This window comes from Lysinibacillus sp. NPDC056232 (genome assembly GCF_042267565.1).
Lineage (GTDB): Bacteria > Bacillota > Bacilli > Bacillales_A > Planococcaceae > Lysinibacillus.
This window is the reverse complement of the sequence record NZ_JBHJTF010000007.1, coordinates 130,086-145,896: the sequence shown is the minus strand read 5'-3', so window position 1 is coordinate 145,896 and position 15,811 is coordinate 130,086. Positions and strand designations below refer to the sequence as shown.

The 15,811-nt window shown below is 38.8% G+C and carries 17 protein-coding genes and 1 riboswitch; of the genes, 3 read left to right on the top strand and 14 right to left on the bottom strand.

Annotated elements, in window-relative coordinates:
• Positions 1-20 precede the first annotated feature (20 nt).
• Entirely contained in the window at positions 21-776 is a 756-nt protein-coding gene (gene map, locus ACFCYJ_RS08095; protein ID WP_376073095.1) for a type I methionyl aminopeptidase, read from the bottom strand.
• Positions 777-1,715: 939 nt separating this feature from the next.
• On the opposite strand from map, the gene ACFCYJ_RS08090 reads away from it, so the two are divergent.
• Both ACFCYJ_RS08090 and ACFCYJ_RS08085 read left to right on the top strand, forming a co-directional pair.
• Positions 1,716-1,916 carry a helix-turn-helix transcriptional regulator gene (locus ACFCYJ_RS08090; protein WP_376073211.1) on the top strand — a complete coding sequence of 67 codons (201 nt, stop codon included), beginning with the start codon at positions 1,716-1,718 and terminating at the stop codon, positions 1,914-1,916.
• Positions 1,917-2,300: a hypothetical protein gene (locus ACFCYJ_RS08085; RefSeq protein WP_376073092.1), complete on the top strand. Its 384-nt coding sequence runs from the start codon at positions 1,917-1,919 to the stop codon at positions 2,298-2,300. It abuts the gene before it with no gap.
• 249 nt (positions 2,301-2,549) lie between these two features.
• On the opposite strand, the gene ACFCYJ_RS08080 is transcribed toward ACFCYJ_RS08085, so the two are convergent.
• Together ACFCYJ_RS08080 and thiT are read right to left on the bottom strand one after the other, a co-directional pair.
• Positions 2,550-2,747 (bottom strand): hypothetical protein, encoded by a 198-nt coding sequence (locus ACFCYJ_RS08080; RefSeq protein ID WP_376073090.1) that lies wholly within the window; start codon positions 2,745-2,747, stop codon positions 2,550-2,552.
• Between the two features lie 38 nt (positions 2,748-2,785).
• On the bottom strand, positions 2,786-3,346 hold the full coding sequence (gene thiT, locus ACFCYJ_RS08075; RefSeq protein WP_376073209.1) for an energy-coupled thiamine transporter ThiT: 561 nt from the start codon (positions 3,344-3,346) through the stop codon (positions 2,786-2,788).
• Between the two features lie 129 nt (positions 3,347-3,475).
• Positions 3,476-3,583: riboswitch (TPP riboswitch) on the bottom strand.
• A 125-nt stretch (positions 3,584-3,708) separates the two neighbouring features.
• On the opposite strand from thiT, the gene ACFCYJ_RS08070 reads away from it, so the two are divergent.
• Positions 3,709-4,041: a magnetosome magnetite crystal formation protein family gene (locus ACFCYJ_RS08070; RefSeq protein ID WP_376073087.1), complete on the top strand. Its 333-nt coding sequence runs from the start codon at positions 3,709-3,711 to the stop codon at positions 4,039-4,041.
• Positions 4,042-4,247: 206 nt separating this feature from the next.
• On the opposite strand, the gene ACFCYJ_RS08065 is transcribed toward ACFCYJ_RS08070, so the two are convergent.
• The 11 genes from ACFCYJ_RS08065 to ACFCYJ_RS08015 all read right to left on the bottom strand — a co-directional run bounded on the left by ACFCYJ_RS08065 (position 4,248) and on the right by ACFCYJ_RS08015 (position 15,582).
• The gene (locus tag ACFCYJ_RS08065; RefSeq protein WP_376073084.1) at positions 4,248-7,328 is read right to left on the bottom strand and encodes an SbcC/MukB-like Walker B domain-containing protein; all 3,081 of its coding nucleotides are present in this window, start codon (positions 7,326-7,328) and stop codon (positions 4,248-4,250) included.
• The gene (locus tag ACFCYJ_RS08060) at positions 7,325-8,482 is read right to left on the bottom strand and encodes an exonuclease SbcCD subunit D (RefSeq protein WP_376073082.1); all 1,158 of its coding nucleotides are present in this window, start codon (positions 8,480-8,482) and stop codon (positions 7,325-7,327) included. The genes ACFCYJ_RS08065 and ACFCYJ_RS08060 overlap by 4 nt, the downstream gene beginning before the upstream one ends.
• An 89-nt stretch (positions 8,483-8,571) precedes the next feature.
• On the bottom strand, positions 8,572-8,901 hold the full coding sequence (locus tag ACFCYJ_RS08055) for a hypothetical protein (protein WP_376073079.1): 330 nt from the start codon (positions 8,899-8,901) through the stop codon (positions 8,572-8,574).
• Complete coding sequence (locus ACFCYJ_RS08050) at positions 8,898-9,248, bottom strand: hypothetical protein (RefSeq protein WP_376073077.1); 351 nt, start codon at positions 9,246-9,248, stop codon at positions 8,898-8,900. Before ACFCYJ_RS08050 ends, ACFCYJ_RS08055 begins: the two co-directional genes overlap by 4 nt.
• A 53-nt stretch (positions 9,249-9,301) precedes the next feature.
• A complete protein-coding gene (locus ACFCYJ_RS08045; RefSeq protein WP_376073074.1) occupies positions 9,302-9,553 on the bottom strand; it encodes a hypothetical protein in 252 nt (83 codons plus the stop codon).
• Positions 9,531-9,734 carry a hypothetical protein gene (locus ACFCYJ_RS08040; protein ID WP_376073072.1) on the bottom strand — a complete coding sequence of 68 codons (204 nt, stop codon included), beginning with the start codon at positions 9,732-9,734 and terminating at the stop codon, positions 9,531-9,533. The genes ACFCYJ_RS08045 and ACFCYJ_RS08040 overlap by 23 nt, the downstream gene beginning before the upstream one ends.
• Positions 9,735-9,785: 51 nt before the next feature.
• Positions 9,786-11,015, bottom strand: a complete 1,230-nt coding sequence (locus ACFCYJ_RS08035; protein ID WP_376073069.1) for an aminopeptidase — start codon at positions 11,013-11,015, stop codon at positions 9,786-9,788.
• 1 nt (position 11,016) lies between these two features.
• Positions 11,017-12,165: a DEAD/DEAH box helicase gene (locus ACFCYJ_RS08030; protein WP_376073066.1), complete on the bottom strand. Its 1,149-nt coding sequence runs from the start codon at positions 12,163-12,165 to the stop codon at positions 11,017-11,019.
• A 264-nt stretch (positions 12,166-12,429) separates the two neighbouring features.
• Positions 12,430-13,131, bottom strand: a complete 702-nt coding sequence (gene cuyB / locus ACFCYJ_RS08025) for a cysteate racemase (protein ID WP_376073064.1) — start codon at positions 13,129-13,131, stop codon at positions 12,430-12,432.
• A complete protein-coding gene (locus ACFCYJ_RS08020; protein WP_376073061.1) occupies positions 13,131-14,360 on the bottom strand; it encodes a carboxylate--amine ligase in 1,230 nt (409 codons plus the stop codon). The genes cuyB and ACFCYJ_RS08020 overlap by 1 nt, the downstream gene beginning before the upstream one ends.
• Before the next feature lie 235 nt (positions 14,361-14,595).
• Positions 14,596-15,582 (bottom strand): C39 family peptidase, encoded by a 987-nt coding sequence (locus ACFCYJ_RS08015; RefSeq protein ID WP_376073058.1) that lies wholly within the window; start codon positions 15,580-15,582, stop codon positions 14,596-14,598.
• Between the last annotated feature and the right edge of the window lie 229 nt (positions 15,583-15,811).

The following is a 15,811-nucleotide window of genomic DNA, read 5'->3' as shown; positions in this document are numbered from 1 at the left end:
TTAGCAGGATTTTAGCTTTTTTATTGTTCATCAAGCGAAGTTAAAATAATTGGTTTATCTTTTGTAACGATAATTGAATGCTCAATTTGCGCAACTAATGTTTTGTCTGGCGTAACGAATGTCCAGCCATCACCAGATTCCACAATATGCTCTGCTTTCGCTGAGATAAATGGCTCGACGGCAAGTACCATGCCCTCTTTCATAATTGTAGAGTCCCATGCATCATAATAGTTTAAAATATGATTTGGCTCATCATGTAATGAACGACCTAAACCATGACCTGTTAGGTTCATAATCACTGTTAAATCATTGGCATATGCTTCACGCTCAACAGCTTTTCCGATTTGGTTTAATTTTGATCCAGCTTTTACTTTTGTCATTGCACGGTCGAAAGCACTTTTAGCTACGCGACATAACTTTTCTTTATCCTCATATCCTTCACCGACTACAAATGAAATGCCTGTATCCGCAAAGTAACCATTTAATGAACCAGATACATCTATATTAACGATATCTCCCTCATTAATGACACGTTTACCTGGAATACCATGTGCGACTTCCTCATTAACACTAATACATGTGTATCCTGGGAAATCATACTCCCCTTTAGGGCCAGAAACTGCTCCTGCTTCAGCAAACATACGACCTGCAATTTCATCTAGTTCAAGTGTTGTTACACCTGGTTTTGTAGCAGCCTTCATGGCTTCACGAATTTCAGCACAAATACGGCCGATTTTTTTAAAGGCTTCAATCTCTTCTTGCGTTTTTACAATCATTTTTAACGTCCCTTTCATCTAATATCTACTACTTAATATAACATAACTTTTTATACATAAAACGCTAAACGCTTTAAATATTATATGCCATCATAGAGTGTAAAGTGCTGAAAACAGGCTCATCACCATAACGTGAGGTTGATTTCCGTTCCGGCTGGTCACTTTGTCTCTGACGCTTCGCTTTCGCGCAGAGAATGATACCTTCCTCAAAAGCTTAAGTAAACCTTTAAGGATGTCTAAAATTTTACTTTGAGCGTAAAATTTGTGATATCGCGAATACAGCTATACTTGTGCTTACTGCCGAAACCATATAAACAACAGGATCAAAGGTAAGATCCCCCATATAAAACGTTACAATTCCCACAACTAAAAAAAGCAAAGATAAATATAAGCAATGAAACACGATACCAATCGAACACTCCTAGTTCAAGGAGATCAAATCTCTTATGTAGAAAATAATGCAATCGTGACAACCCAAGGAAGCGTGTGTGTTGTTTCATTTATGAGTTGCCTCTTAGATTGTCTAGGATGTACTAGTGTTCCAACATGTGCAATTCTTACCGGTGCATGTATAAGTTCTTGTTGTTCTTGCGCTACAATTATTGGATGTTTAGGCTGTTATACTTGCGCTTTTTCGGTTGGTTGGTGTTCAGCTAAATGCGCTAGTTAATTAGGGTATTAGTTTTCTTAAGAAGACTAATTAACCCCCCGACAAAAATTCAATTTATTGAATTTGTCGGGGGGGGTTTTTACTTAGCCATTAGTCATCAAATTTATAAAAGCTTAACTATTTATTGGGGTCTCGTCAGATTTATTCGGATTTACAACGTTAAGGAAAGAATTGTTACCAAACGACGCTTTTGGAACTTGTTTTTCATAAGAATGTAAAGTACACTTTACTTAAAGTAAAACTAACTTTACATTAAAGGGGGCTTTACTATCAAAAATAATATTAAGGTTTTACGAGCTCAACATAATATGACGCAGGACCAATTAGCAGAAAAACTTTCTGTTTCTAGACAAACCATCATTTCACTTGAAAAAGAGAAATATAACCCGTCTATTATTTTAGCCTTTAAATTAGCAGAAATTTTCAACTGTAAGATTGAAGATATATTTATATATGAGGGGGGATTTTGAATGAATAAAGCACGTAAAAATCAGTTGGCATTCTTATTTTTAGCTATTATTATGATTCCAATGGGGATTTATCTAAATTACTCAGATATTGTAAATGGTCAATTTTCAGAAGCCATTATGTGTTTTTTCTTAGGAACAAGTGCATTAATGATGTCATATTTATCACCACATTTATATCCAAAAGATGAGCGTACAAAAGAAATTATAGGCAAGAGTATGACAGCAAATTATTTTACGTTATTTGCGGCAATTACAATTCTATTTCTAATAGTTGGAGCACTAGAACCTAACACTTTAAGTGCCACACAAGTTTTAACTATTTTATTTTGTATTATGGTTACATCAATCCCATTAACAATGGTTATTTATTCGAAACTGATTTAATGATTAATCTATACAAAAACATACAAATAACGTTCCCAAATGAAAGTTTAGAAACGAACGTTGTGAAATCAACGTTTTGTGGCTTTTCTTATGAACATTGTTTTATAAGAGCCTTGCTACATCTAGTGTAGTAAGGCTCTTATAAGTTGATGAATTTCTATACATTTAAAAGGTATTTGTACTTAAAAATCATTAATAAAGTTGTTTGATTCTTATTGAACTAAAGCCTTCGTAGCCAATAAAGATTTCTTATTTTTTCAATTCTTCACTCTTTGAAATCTTTAAATAAAAATCATATAAATCTCTTGCCGTTTGTTGGATAAATTCATCGTCGCCACTTCCATTTATTGCAGTATCCAGTTTTCCATACGTAATTAATAAAAGAGCTTTAGCTTCTGATTCACTTAATTGTTGAATCCCTTTCTTCACTTTCTCAATTTCTAACAATAAAATAAAACCCTCCACTCGTGTGAAGATCAAAATAGTTATGATTTTCGTTGCATTAATTGAGGGGCTGCCGTAAATAACAGAACACCGACAATTGCTGTTAAAATCGTTGCTGGTAGCATATATGTTCCATTATAGATAATTGAATAAATCCATGCGTTTTGATCGCCAGCATATTCTGCGAAAAATACGGCGCCTCCAATAGTATGTGCTGCATAACGTAAAAAGCCCGCTAATACAGTTCCTAAAATAATATAAAGCGCCATTTTCTTTTTGTTTAAATCTTTTGCAGCCTCAAGCACTGGTCCACGCACAACGGCCGCCAAGCCTACTACTGTAAAGGCAACACCATAATCAAGTGTTCCTTGAAGCCAATGTATAATATAGGCACCAAACATTGTTTGCATAACACCAATGAGTAAACCTGTTGTCATGCCTGGAATAAGGCCCCAGCGGAATGCTATTAAAATTATTGGCACCATCACTAGACTAACAGAGCCTCCTTGTGCCCATACTTTAAAGGAAACCTGATCAAGCACAAGACCAATCGCTGCGAATATCGCAATCTCCACAAGCATTAAAAGTTTTTTATTGTCCATCATTATTCTCTCCTTTGTTCCGATGTAGGATACAAGAGCAGGAATAGAAATCAGTGAGCAAATATGTCCCTGTCTGGCGTCATAAAGATAAAAAAACGATGCCAGGACAGAGCCTCACATCGTCAAAGTGTCGGTTTCTATCCACATCCCTACGCAAGCGTTAACTTACAGGTTCAAAGAGTCAAGGCATTACGTGCCCAGTCTCAGCTGACATCATCAGCTCCCCTTGTGGTCGTTACATCTTAATTTTGTTGAACAACCTCATTGTACGCAAACACTGTAACGATTACAACCTCTTCTACATTAATTTTTTGAAACTTTGCTGTTTTTCATGCGTAAATATTAAAAAAGGAGGTACAACTATGGAGAACCAAAAAATTTTATCTGCCTTTAGTTATCTCAGTATTTTATTCGCACCCTTTATTGTGCCATTAGTCGTTTACTTTGTTACAAAAGATAGCGACGTAAAGAGTCACTCTATTCGAGCACTAATATCACATTTAATCCCAGTAGCGTTTGGAATTATATTTTTTGCAGTCTTTATTTTCTCAACTTTATCATTCAACACTTTTGAACCAGATTCAGGTAGCAGTAATTTTCTTATCATTTGGTTAGGTTCATTCGCAATTTACATTCTTGTTTCAATAGGTATCGTCATTTGGAATATTATTCAAGCTGTTCGCGTTATCCGATAAGTTTTCATTCAACCTTGGACAGATAGTACTAAAAGGAGCTGTTATTTTGTGAAAGTATCTAAAGTTGTCAAAACCGCCGTTAAATTAGCACCTATCGTTATTCCAATTGTAAAAAGAGTAATCGCTGCAAAAAAAGGAGCAAATCCTAACGTAACTAAAAAGTGATAAAAGGCGTATTTCCCATACAACGGAAATACGCCTCTTTTTTATTTCACTTCAAAATATGTTTGACTATGACCGTTCATTGTTTTTTCAACATGCAACACTGCAGGCATTGTAGCTTTTAACTCTGCAACGTGTGAAATGACGCCAATCATGCGTCCGGAATCCTGTAAATCAATAAGCGTATCAATCGCCTTATTTAACGCTTCTTCATCGAGAGAACCAAAGCCCTCATCAATAAACATTGTTTCAATGCGGATATTACCTTGAAAACTTTGAATGACATCTGCCATACCAAGGGCAAGACTTAAAGACGCATTAAACTTTTCTCCCCCTGATAATGTTTTCACATCTCGTAATTGATCCGTATAGGCATCATACACATCTAGCCCAAGCCCACTTTGCTTAGCATGCTTTTCTAATCGATCTGAACGTCGGAGCTCAAATTGACCATTAGATAAATGATAAAGCCGGACATTCGCTGCCTCTGTAATTTTATCTAAATAATTGATTTGAATATAACGTTCAAAGGACAGTTTTTTCGCATTTTGTCCATTTAACATTGCATAAAGTTCCTTAACTTGTCCCGCTTCTTTTTCAAGTAAGCGTATTTCCAGCTCCGCTTCCTCTACTTTTTCGATAAAGTCTGCGCAAGCTTTCGCAAATCCTTCGATCTGTTGCAATATTTTAAAGGCTTCCTCATATGTGACACGAAGCATCTCTAACTTTTCTTCCATCGCCGTTAAATCTTGCTTCTCTTGTCCTTTAAGATGCTTCGTTCCCTCAGCAATTTGTACTTGTAATGTGTGGATTTGCAATGCATAATCACTGCAAGCCTTCCGTAAAGCTTCTATTTGCAACACGCTACGCTTCCCAGTAGCAAATTCTTCATAGCTTTCAAAGCCTGCTTCCGTCATACTTACTGAAAATTGCTCGCGCTTTTCATCCATTTTCAGCTTTAATTCCTCAAAAGCCTGTTTCGCAATTTCTACGGTCATTCTAGCATTATTTGCTGCTTCCTTAGCAGATTGCAGATTTTGTTGACTGAGATTCCATGCAGTTTGTAAGGCAACCTTTTGTGAACCTATATCAGCTATCGCCTGCTTCAATGCTTGAAGCGTCTTAAGATTTTCTGGAATATGCTTTTGCTGCTCTTCCACAATTGCTTGTTGCTTAGTCAATTCCTTCGCCTTTTCAGCTAAATATTGCTCTAGTTTTATGTGCTTTTCTTGTACCTGCTCCAGTCGTGCACGATGATCCTTTTGTTGCAAGCGTACATCAGATAATTGATTGCTCACTACTTTTAAGATTGTAATTTGTTGTTCTATATTTTGTAAGGAAGCTACAATTTGTGCTTGATTCGATCGATCGATTTCATTCGTCTCTAACTGTTCTAGCGCCTCTTGTAGAAGATGCTTAGTAGAATTCAATAAAGCTTCTTTCTCTAAAAACTTGCGCTCATCAGTAGTAGCGTTTCCTCGTAAAGTTTCTACTTGTGCTAATTCGATCATCTCTAATTGCTCAGAATGTGTTTCGAGATGTGTTGTACTACCGCATACTGGGCAAGGCTCTCCGTCCTTAAGCTGCTGTGCTAAAATACTTGCCTGACTCGCAATCCATTGCTGCTCCAGCTTTTGAAGAGCCTGCTTACTTTCTTGATAACGGACATTAGTAATGGCTACATCTTGCTCCGTCGTTTCAACTGCTCTCGTGTATTTTTCAACTTGTGCTAGTAATGATACTTGCTCTTTCAGCTTCGGTAGCTGTTCTAAATAACTTTCATATGGCTCAAGTTGTTTTTCATATTGATCAATTGTTTTTGCTAGTTGCTGAACTTGCATTTGTCCTGTTTCTACGATTTTACTATTATCGTCTACTGCTAGCTTTGCTGTTGCAACATATTGTTCAGCTATTTGCATTTGCTGCAGATTGTTCTCATACGCCTCGAATGTTGGTAATAATGCTTGCAGCTGTATCTCCTGTTGTAGAACGTGTTGACGTTCAGGTTCTTTCGCCTCTTCAACGTTAAACTTTTCCTGTGCTATCTTTAACTGAGCTTCTGCGTTTTGCAGCTCTGTCATTGCTTGCTGAAAAGATTGTTCTTTACGATTTTGCTCAGCACGTAAATCGATGCATTGTTGCTCAAGTATGACAAGACGTTCTGCTTTCTCTGCTAATGCAATTTCACGTTCTTTTGCGCTATATACATCTTGTTCTTGTAACAATGCTTGCAGACGGTTTTGACGATTCGTTTGCTCATCAAATTGCTCATTCAATGTTTTCGCCATACTATAAAACTCTTGCTCTTTTTGATGATGCGCATAAGCTTCTTTATAGCGTTGCTGTTCCAATTGTATGCACTCAGTATAGTAGGTCTGCTCTTCTTCCAGAGCCTTCTTTAGCTGATGCATATTTTCGGTATTGTTAGTAATGCACGTAAATAAAGATGACGAACGCTGTGGCAAAGCCCCCGCAATTTGGCCAAGAAGATGCTCCTTTAATTGTTTCGCACGTAGTAGATCACTTTCCGCTTCTTTTCGTTTCGCATCAAGTCTTTTTGTCATTACACCAAAACGGTCTGTTTTAAAAATCTTGCGCAAAATGACTTCTTTATTCGTAGAATCTGAGGTTAATAGCTTGCGAAATTCACCTTGTGGCAGCATAACAATTTGACTAAATTGGTCCTTTGTGAGGCCTATTATTTCCTGTAGCTTTTTATCTACCTCAAGCGTTTGCTGCTTTTCTACAATACTATAATCAAGTGTGTCTCCTTTGATTTCAGCCAGTTCTATTTTCTTACCAGTAACACTTTTGTTCTTTTCTTTAATATGACCTGGCTGACGTAAAATTTGATAGACCCTATCATGCATTTCAAAAACGAGTTCCACCGCAGTATACGCATCATCATCTGCAAACCCACTTCGTAGCATAGCAGTATCCTGACGATCTTCACCGCTACCCGCTCCGTAAAGTGCATAGCATATAGCATCAAAAATCGTCGTTTTCCCTGCACCTGTTTTTCCGGAAATCGCAAATAGGCGATGCTCACCAAGCTGTTGAAAATCAATAACCTCTGTATTTTTATACGGACCGAATGCAGTAATCGTTAACTTTAAAGGCTTCATTTTACTGTCTCCCGCTCTTCATCTAATAATTCTTGCAGCATCTCTGTAAATAGACGCTCTGTATCTTGATCTGGCTGTACGCCAATAATATCTGTAAAAAATGATCGGAATAAATCGATGTCTTCTATCTTCTCTGTCTCAACCACTTGAATTTCATGTGGTACTTCTTGGTGTATTGCTTTACGCTCGATATGCATCGCATGAGGAAACACTGTACGAATACGTTCCATCGGCGAAGTTACTGGCGTAGTATCTGATAAGCGTACAAATACATAATCATCACTCTGTGGTAATTGCAATAAATCATCCATTAAACCCTCTACCACACGTAAATCTCGTCTCGCTAAAAACTTTCGCTTTGTGACAGTGATTTCTCCCTGTGCATCTAGCTCAACTATTAAAAAGCCCTTCTCATGTAGGTGCTCAGATAATGAATACTTCAATGGAGAACCGGCATATCGAATCGTTTCATTCAACACAAAATGCGCTTTATGCAAATGTCCAAGTGCAGTGTAATGAAAAGACTTAAACAACGATGCATTTACGCAATCCGAGCCCCCTATTGATAAAGGTCGCTCTGATTCACTCGTATTCGCTTCCTCTTCCCCATACTTCGTCACAAAGGCATGTCCAACAAAAACGTTGCGTTTTGTTGGATCTAAACTTTGCCCAATATGTTCGATAATTTTTTCCATCGCCTCTTGATGCGAACGAATGGAATCATCCTCTAAGATAGTCCGTACTGAAGCTGGCTCTGCATATGGTACGAGATGAAAATGTACTTCGCCATACTCATCATGCAAAACGATCGGTGCATGGTCTTTCGTAAACTGGCCTTTAATATATAATCCACTATCACTCATTAAACTACTGCCAAAGTTCAATCGACCTGCACTATCATGGTTCCCAGCAACTGCTATCACAGGGATTTTTTTATCAAGCACAATTTCCGCTAAAATATCATTTAGTAAATTCACTGCCTCAATCGGGGGCATCGAACGGTCATATAAATCACCTGCTATAACGATAACATCCGGTTTTTCTTCATCTATGGCTAGCATAAATTGCTGTAAAATATAATGTTGATCCTCGGTCATGTAGACGCCTTGTACAAGCTTCCCTAAATGCCAATCTGCTGTATGAAATATTTTCATTCTGTGCGCCTCCTGTCTATTTCATTTTATCATGGCTGTTGGATTGTTTGTTTTTCCTTTTATTAGTTTGAAAATTATAATAAGGTTTCTCAGCATAACGTGGGGAGCTGAGGTGTCGGGGTATCCGTCGCTTCGGGGGTTCTTTCCGTCGCTCCAGGGATTCTTTCCGTCACTCCGACAATTCTATCCGTCGCTTCGGTTCTTTCCGTCGCTCTGACGATTCCTTCCGTCGCATCGACCGTTCTTTCCGTCGCTCTGACGATTCCTTCCGTCGCATCGACCGTTCTTTCCGTCGCTCCGGGGGTTCTTTCCGTCACTCCGACAATTCCTTCCGTCACTCGGGTTCTTTCCGTCGCTCTGACGATTCCATCCGTCGCATCGACTGTTCTTTCCGTCGCTCCGGGGGTTCTTTCCGTCACTTCGACAATTCTATCCGTCGCTTCGGTTCTTTCCGTCGCTCTGACGATTCCTTCCGTCGCATCGACCGTTCTTTCCGTCGCTCAGGGGTTCTTTCCGTCACTCCGACAATTCTATCCGTCGCTTCGGTTCTTTCCGTCGCTCCAGGGATTCTTTCCGTCGCTCTGACGATTCCATTCGTCGCATCGACTGTTCTTTCCGTCGCTTCGACAATTCCTTCCGTCACTCGGGTTCTTTCCGTCGCTCTGACGATTCCATCCGTCGCATCGACCGTTCTTTCCATCGCTCCGGGGGTTCTTTCCGTCACTCCGACAATTCCCTCCGTCGCCCCGAGAGTTCTATCCGTCACTTATATTTTGATATATATTTAACATAAAAAAGAGCATCACTGTCGATGCCCTGTTACAAATAGTTATGATTAAAATGTTTCTTAGCTTTTCCTTCTCCATAAAAGCCGTATCCTGTAAAACCTTGAATGGCACGCGCATTAGGGCTTGGCTTGGATTGGCTTTTCTTTTCTTCTCGTGTCTGCTCTACCTTCGCTAGTTGTTTTAAAATCTGCTCAAATGAAGTAGGGTTAGGCTTTGGCAATTCGTTTGAAGAAATGGCTAGAGCTTTACTTCCACTATATTCATGTAAAAATACATTTGCCATTATAGAAACTCAATTGCCTAGTCATTCCTAATTTCATGGCGATTAAATCACTGTAGCCTGTATCAATCTGTTGATAAGGCGTTTGACCAGCCGCCAAGGAATTTCCAATCGACAGGTAGTTTTCAGACTGAGCAAAAGCAGATGAAACACCAAATGCCATCATGAGTATAGCTGCACCCATAAAGCTTAGGTATCATTTCATCTGCTCAGCTCCCTTCTTTCCAACAAGAACTTAAAATGCCCAGCTACCTTTGCGGAAAATTGGCTCTACAGTTCCATCTGGTAAAATACCGTCGATGTCCATCTCACCGCTGCCAATCATAAAGTCCTCATGAGTAACTGAAATATTTGCACCTAATGCTTCAAGCTGACCGTTTTCTAAATCTCTTCCACCCTCTAAACAAGTTGGATAAGCTTCACCAATCGCTAAATGGTTCGATGCATTTTCATCAAACAATGTATTAAAATATAAAATTCCCGATGCTGAAATTGGTGATTCATGCGGTACAAGTGCTACCTCGCCTAAATAGCAAGAGCCTTCATCTACATTAATAAGCTCCTTTAATAAATCATGGCCTACTTGTGCTTCAGCCTTAACAATTTTTCCTTCTTCAAATGTCAGTTTGAAGCTATCGATAATATTCCCTTGATAAACTAATGGTTTTGTATTGCTTACATAGCCATTTACACCTTGTTTCATCGGTAACGTATAAACCTCTTCTGTCGGCATATTAGCAATAAAGATCGTATCATCAGGCGTTTTACTACCTCCAGTAAGCCATTTATGCTGTGGTGCTAATGCAATTGTTAAATCAGTACCTGGCGCTGTATAGTGAAGCTTCGCATATTTTTTATTGTTCAGTAGAACCGCACGAGATTCTAAATTTGTTACGTGTTCACGCCAGTTTTCAACAGCATTGCCTTCACCGATACGAACAGTTTTAAAAATGGCCTCCCATAATGCTGGTACTTGTTCCCCAGCTGCTAAGTTCGGGAATACTTTCGATGCCCACTTTGGTGAAGGGACGGCAACGATCGACCAAGCGATTAAATCCTTCATGACGGCGTTGCGATAGTTTTTCAGAGCAGCTCCTGATACCTTTTGATGGGTAGCTAGACGATCTGCTGAAATACCTGCTAATTTATCAGGGTCTGCAGCATCAATCCATAATAGGGCTCCTTTACGTTCGATCACCTCATCACGCATTTTAACTACCCATTCTGGGAAACGATTAAATTCTTCATCTGAGGCATGCTCAAAGTAAGCACGATCCATTTCATCATCTGAAAAATTAACATGAACACGTCCTGCACCAGCCTTATAAGCCTCTTTCACAACTAAACGGGCAAAATCCAGTGCATCCACTGATGTATTAACTAATAAGTATTGCCCTGGTTGAATATTGACACCGACTTTTACCGCAAGTTCTGCATATGCTTGTAATTTTTCTTCAAACGTCATATTATTTACCTCGCTTTTGTCCAATTGTTTTTGAATTACCCTCCACTAGCTTGCCTTCATGCCATACTTTCTGTACAGGTTTCGCAGAAATTTCTCTTGTCCATTTTTTATACGTTTTTTCATCACGATACGATAATAACGTTAATACTTCACCATCTGCTCCAGCACGACCTGTACGACCAGAACGATGCAAATACTGCTCAATTGTTCTTGGGACATCGACATGAATAACATGTGTTAAACCTTCAATATCTAAACCACGTGCTGCAATATCTGTCGCAATTAAAATACGCGCATCACCTTTACGGAATGCATCTAACGCCTTTTTACGTTCTTCCTTCTTCATGTCAGAATGTAATGTCACAATCGGTGCCGTACGATATTGTAATTTCGTTTCCTTCATCAGCAATTGATCGATATTGTTGACGAAAGCCAACCCACGTAATCCTTCTATATGTGATAGTCGGCGTAAGAAATCAGTTTTATCACGCTCCTCCACTTTCACGAAAGAGTGTACAACTTTACCAACCTTTAACATATCCTCAGGTTTAATTTTGAAACGTACCGGCTCGAACATCATGCGACTAGCCACTAATTCAATTTCCTCCGTAATTGTTGCTGAAACAACAACTACTTGTCGCCCAAATGCTGCACTTTCGATAAAGGATTTTACGACAACACGATATTCACGACTTAGTAACTGATCACATTCATCTAAAATAACTGTTTCAATTTCTTTTAGCTTTAATTTTCCAGCACGTGCTAATTCATTTAATCGTCCTGGTGTTCCTACAACTATCGTCGGTTTTTTCTTTAACTTCTCGATTTGACGTGCAGAGTTTGCGCCACCAATTAGTTGTTGAACCGTAATATCAGAACCTGCTGTCCATTCACGGATAACCTCAACAATTTGCATTGCTAGCTCCTGTGATGGGGCTACGATAAGTCCTTGTGTTTGTTTTTTTGAACCGTTTACTTTATTTAGTAATGGAAGTACATAAGCTAACGTCTTCCCTGATCCTGTCGGCGATTCAGCTACAATATCCTTGCCCTCAAGCATTGCTGGAATCATTTCTTCTTGAATTTTCATTGGCTCTTCAAACTTCCATTTTGCTTGTAAATCTTCATTTAATAAATTTATTACTGACATGTAATTTCCCACCTTCTATCTACTTGACACTAGTTTAACACACTAATCATTTTCCTACTTCATATGTACATAAACCATTGTATAATCTCTCCTAACGAATTTTGAAGTGGGAGTCTTCCTGTACAATAATGCGGATAAAAAAATCTGCACGATTCATGCACGGGATTTGTAAGCCTTCAAGCCCTCATAGACACCGGAGCTTCTGTGAAGGTTTACAGCTTACCCGCGAAGAGCGAGCAGATTTTTATTTGGTTTATTCAATTGTTAACCTACTATTTCATAGCCACATACTTCTATAGCACGTTCTGCTAAAACAATTAATGAGTCGATATATGTGTCACTTAATTTTAAATCTCGATTGACAATAGATAATTCTGTACATCCTAATACGATACGATCACAACTAAGTGCAAGCATTGCCTCTTCTATCGGTTGCCAATCCTCTTGAGAGACATCTTTCCCAGCCTTTACATAATCATAAATAATAGACATGACTTTTTCTTTCATCACATCATCCGGGACAACTGGTGTTATACCAAATTCTTCCAACGCATCTTGATACATGCGTGAAGTTATTGTACCCGTTGTCGCTAAAATACCTACACGCTCTGCCCCTAAATCAGAGGCACGCTTTGCTGTTTCCCTTATCATATGTAATACAGGAACTGGAGAACCTTCAACAATCTCATCATAAAAGGTATGGGCTGTATTACATGGAATAGCAATCATATCTGCTCCAACAGATGCAAGCTTTTTAGCATCTGCGACTATTACTGGTACAGGATTTTCCTTTGTACTATCTAAAATAAAGGCAGTACGATCAGGGATATTCGTATCATTATCAATGATTGTATGTAGATGCTCCTGATCCTTCGTTGCCTTCGTACGTCTTACAATCATTTCACCGATAAACATCGTTGCAAGTGGGCCTACGCCACCTATTATACCTAAAGTTTGTTTTTTCATTAGTTTGACAGACCTTTGTTGTTAAAATATTTCTTATATTGGCGATAAAAGTTTAAATTATCTAGCGTTATATTCAACCAACGCTTCGCATTCATATCCTTATAATTAAAGATGGAATCCGTAGACATTCCTTGGCGAATAAGGCTCTTCGCTTCAATTACTAGCTGTTCATTTTGTACATATTTAAAGAGGACACCATTTGGCACAATCGTCCAAAGATGTTTATTCTGAACATATGTTAACTGTTGCTTGCTTCCCCGAATAAAATCATCCGCAACATATTGCATTAAATTATAACCACTTGCTGTCACATAATAATTGGAAAGTTCATTATGTAATTCAATACTTAATAACTTATATTGATCGTCTCGTTCATCATACTTCATATCCAACGTGGCAAAGCCTTGGAATCGAATCTCCTCTAGAAACAATTTCACACGATCCATTAAGTCTTGATCATATGCTGTCATTATGGCTACATAGCGACCAATCCCCTCTGGAGAATGCTCCTCTAAAATTGGGTTACCTACAGAAAGCAGCTTTACCTTACTGTCTTGCCCAACATAAGCATTGACGACGCACATATGAGCGTCATCGCCAGGTATATATTGCTGTACCATTATATCATCTCGGTATGCAGATTCCTTATAAATGGCGTGGAAAATAGCTTCCTTTTCGTCGTTATCTTTTGCAATATACACTTTTTTCTTACCTGGGAAAATACATGTAGCATACTTTGTCATATTCAGAGGTTTAATGACAACTGGATAGTCAAAAGGGATGTCAAATTCATCATAGTCATTGACAGTGCAAACATGCATTGCCGGATAATGAAAGCCGAACTTCGCACAAAGTTCATACATGCTCTCGCGTGTTAATAGCTCTTTAGCAAGGTGTGCATCCACATAAGGAACTTCAAAATACTCTGCTAGTTCCTCTTTATGTTGCACAATTTTTTTTACGTAAAATTCATCGCAGGCTAATAAAAGCAATTTTTTACCTGTAAATTCCTCTGCAATTGCCTTTAACGCAACGACAAAACGATCTTCAATATAGAGTCTTGGAACTTCACGAAACGTTAATAAATCACTCTGCTGTATTTTCTCCATATTCGTATGATTTAATGCAAGTGGTTTAACGCCATAGGACTCGTAAAATGCTCTTGCCATGCCGTAAGCATTCATTTCATCTCCTAATAAAACCGGTAAAAAAGCGTGCTCAATGGCCATTCTACTCAACTCACTTTAGCTTTTTTTAGGCTTATCACCATAACGTGGGGTTGATTTCCGTTCCAGCTAGGCGCTTTCCTGGGGGCGTCGTGGCCCCAAGGAGTCGATCCGCCATAATGAAGATCAACTTATATAAATGGACTTTTTATCGAATGTCATCCTTATTACTTGGTGATGAGGCTTTTTTTATAAGTGTAACATACTTTCCTTGTACTCCTTCTACCTCTTCTTTGAATCATTTATGAACGGCTACAGCTTGTTCACCTAAGTCTCTATAACTTTTAAAAAACTGATCCACATTATATGTGACAAAGCCTTTTAATGGGTCCATGACAACTACTTTATCGCCTAAATGCCCAGTTAAAACAACAGCATGTAAGTTCATATACGCTTTCTGTGGCACCGTTTCACCTTCATAGATCCAGCCCTTTTCTGAATTTCTCTTTGGCTCTGATAAATCCAATGTAACCCATGTCACAACAGGGACTCCCTCTCGAACAAGCTGTAAAATCTCATCCTGCGAGGCACCGCTCTTATTTGTCACTCGTAAGTCTGCCTGTTTATCCGCTATGACTGCCTCTGCTGCTTTGACAATCGGAGCTGCAAAGACATACATTCCATGTGTTTTATCACGAGGATTACCTGCAAAAGCCTGATCTGGGTTTGGACCAAATCGTTGACCGTTGACAGTACTTATTGTTTGCTTTGGTAAATAGTGATCAGCCATTTCCAGCTTCGTAACATCCAGCCCATAATAATTTAAGACAGCTGTTAACGATGTAATTTCACAGCCATGTGGGAGTTCAGGATTTTGCATAACAACTGGTACATCCAGCTCTTGCTCGTCCCTTGAAAAATGTGTCTCCAATCGATAATACGGCTTTGTCGCATCATATGTAAAATTTTCAATTGTCGTATAACCATCGTTTGTCGTACTATTTTCAAGTGTAGTTGCAGCTATCGCATATTCCTGTCCCTCTGTAAGTTTCGAAAATGTTGCTTCGCCCTCTTCAGAGCCAACCGCATCCTCCACTACCTTACCTGTCTTTACATCTGTAGCAGTGATATAAAGGTTAGGTATTGGTGCACCACTATTAAACTCTACTGTTAACACAGTTAATCTTTTGTTTTGCGTTTCCTGCTGCGAAAACGGATTGCAACTCGAAAGTAGCATGATGATCATAATACCTATTAGTAAAAGGCGTTTATACCTCGTCCACAAGACAAATTCCGCTCCTATCTTGTTTGAAGACAATAACTTCAATTCTATTATATTATTTCAATTTGTCGCAGACTCTATTATACGCTAATTTCATAGACGTTCCTATTTTAACCTCTTTCAGTGGTTGTCCAAACATCCAGTGAAATAGAGGAACTCAGTCTAAGAACGCCACGTCCTGTGGCAATTTATCTGTGCAAAAGCGCAGCGGCAGCAACACGGTTTTAACTGT

Bases quoted from the DNA above. Each gene is read 5' to 3' on its own strand.
- map (WP_376073095.1), bottom strand. From the start codon at position 776: ATGATTGTAAAAACGCAAGAAGAGATTGAAGCCTTTAAAAAAATCGGC.
- ACFCYJ_RS08085 (WP_376073092.1), top strand. From the start codon at position 1,917: ATGAATAAAGCACGTAAAAATCAGTTGGCATTCTTATTTTTAGCTATT.
- thiT (WP_376073209.1), bottom strand. From the start codon at position 3,346: ATGGACAATAAAAAACTTTTAATGCTTGTGGAGATTGCGATATTCGCA.
- ACFCYJ_RS08070 (WP_376073087.1), top strand. From the start codon at position 3,709: ATGGAGAACCAAAAAATTTTATCTGCCTTTAGTTATCTCAGTATTTTA.
- ACFCYJ_RS08065 (WP_376073084.1), bottom strand. From the start codon at position 7,328: ATGAAGCCTTTAAAGTTAACGATTACTGCATTCGGTCCGTATAAAAAT.
- ACFCYJ_RS08060 (WP_376073082.1), bottom strand. From the start codon at position 8,482: ATGAAAATATTTCATACAGCAGATTGGCATTTAGGGAAGCTTGTACAA.
- ACFCYJ_RS08045 (WP_376073074.1), bottom strand. From the start codon at position 9,553: ATGGCAAATGTATTTTTACATGAATATAGTGGAAGTAAAGCTCTAGCC.
- ACFCYJ_RS08040 (WP_376073072.1), bottom strand. From the start codon at position 9,734: ATGGGTGCAGCTATACTCATGATGGCATTTGGTGTTTCATCTGCTTTT.
- ACFCYJ_RS08035 (WP_376073069.1), bottom strand. From the start codon at position 11,015: ATGACGTTTGAAGAAAAATTACAAGCATATGCAGAACTTGCGGTAAAA.
- ACFCYJ_RS08030 (WP_376073066.1), bottom strand. From the start codon at position 12,165: ATGTCAGTAATAAATTTATTAAATGAAGATTTACAAGCAAAATGGAAG.
- cuyB (WP_376073064.1), bottom strand. From the start codon at position 13,131: ATGAAAAAACAAACTTTAGGTATAATAGGTGGCGTAGGCCCACTTGCA.
- ACFCYJ_RS08020 (WP_376073061.1), bottom strand. From the start codon at position 14,360: ATGGCCATTGAGCACGCTTTTTTACCGGTTTTATTAGGAGATGAAATG.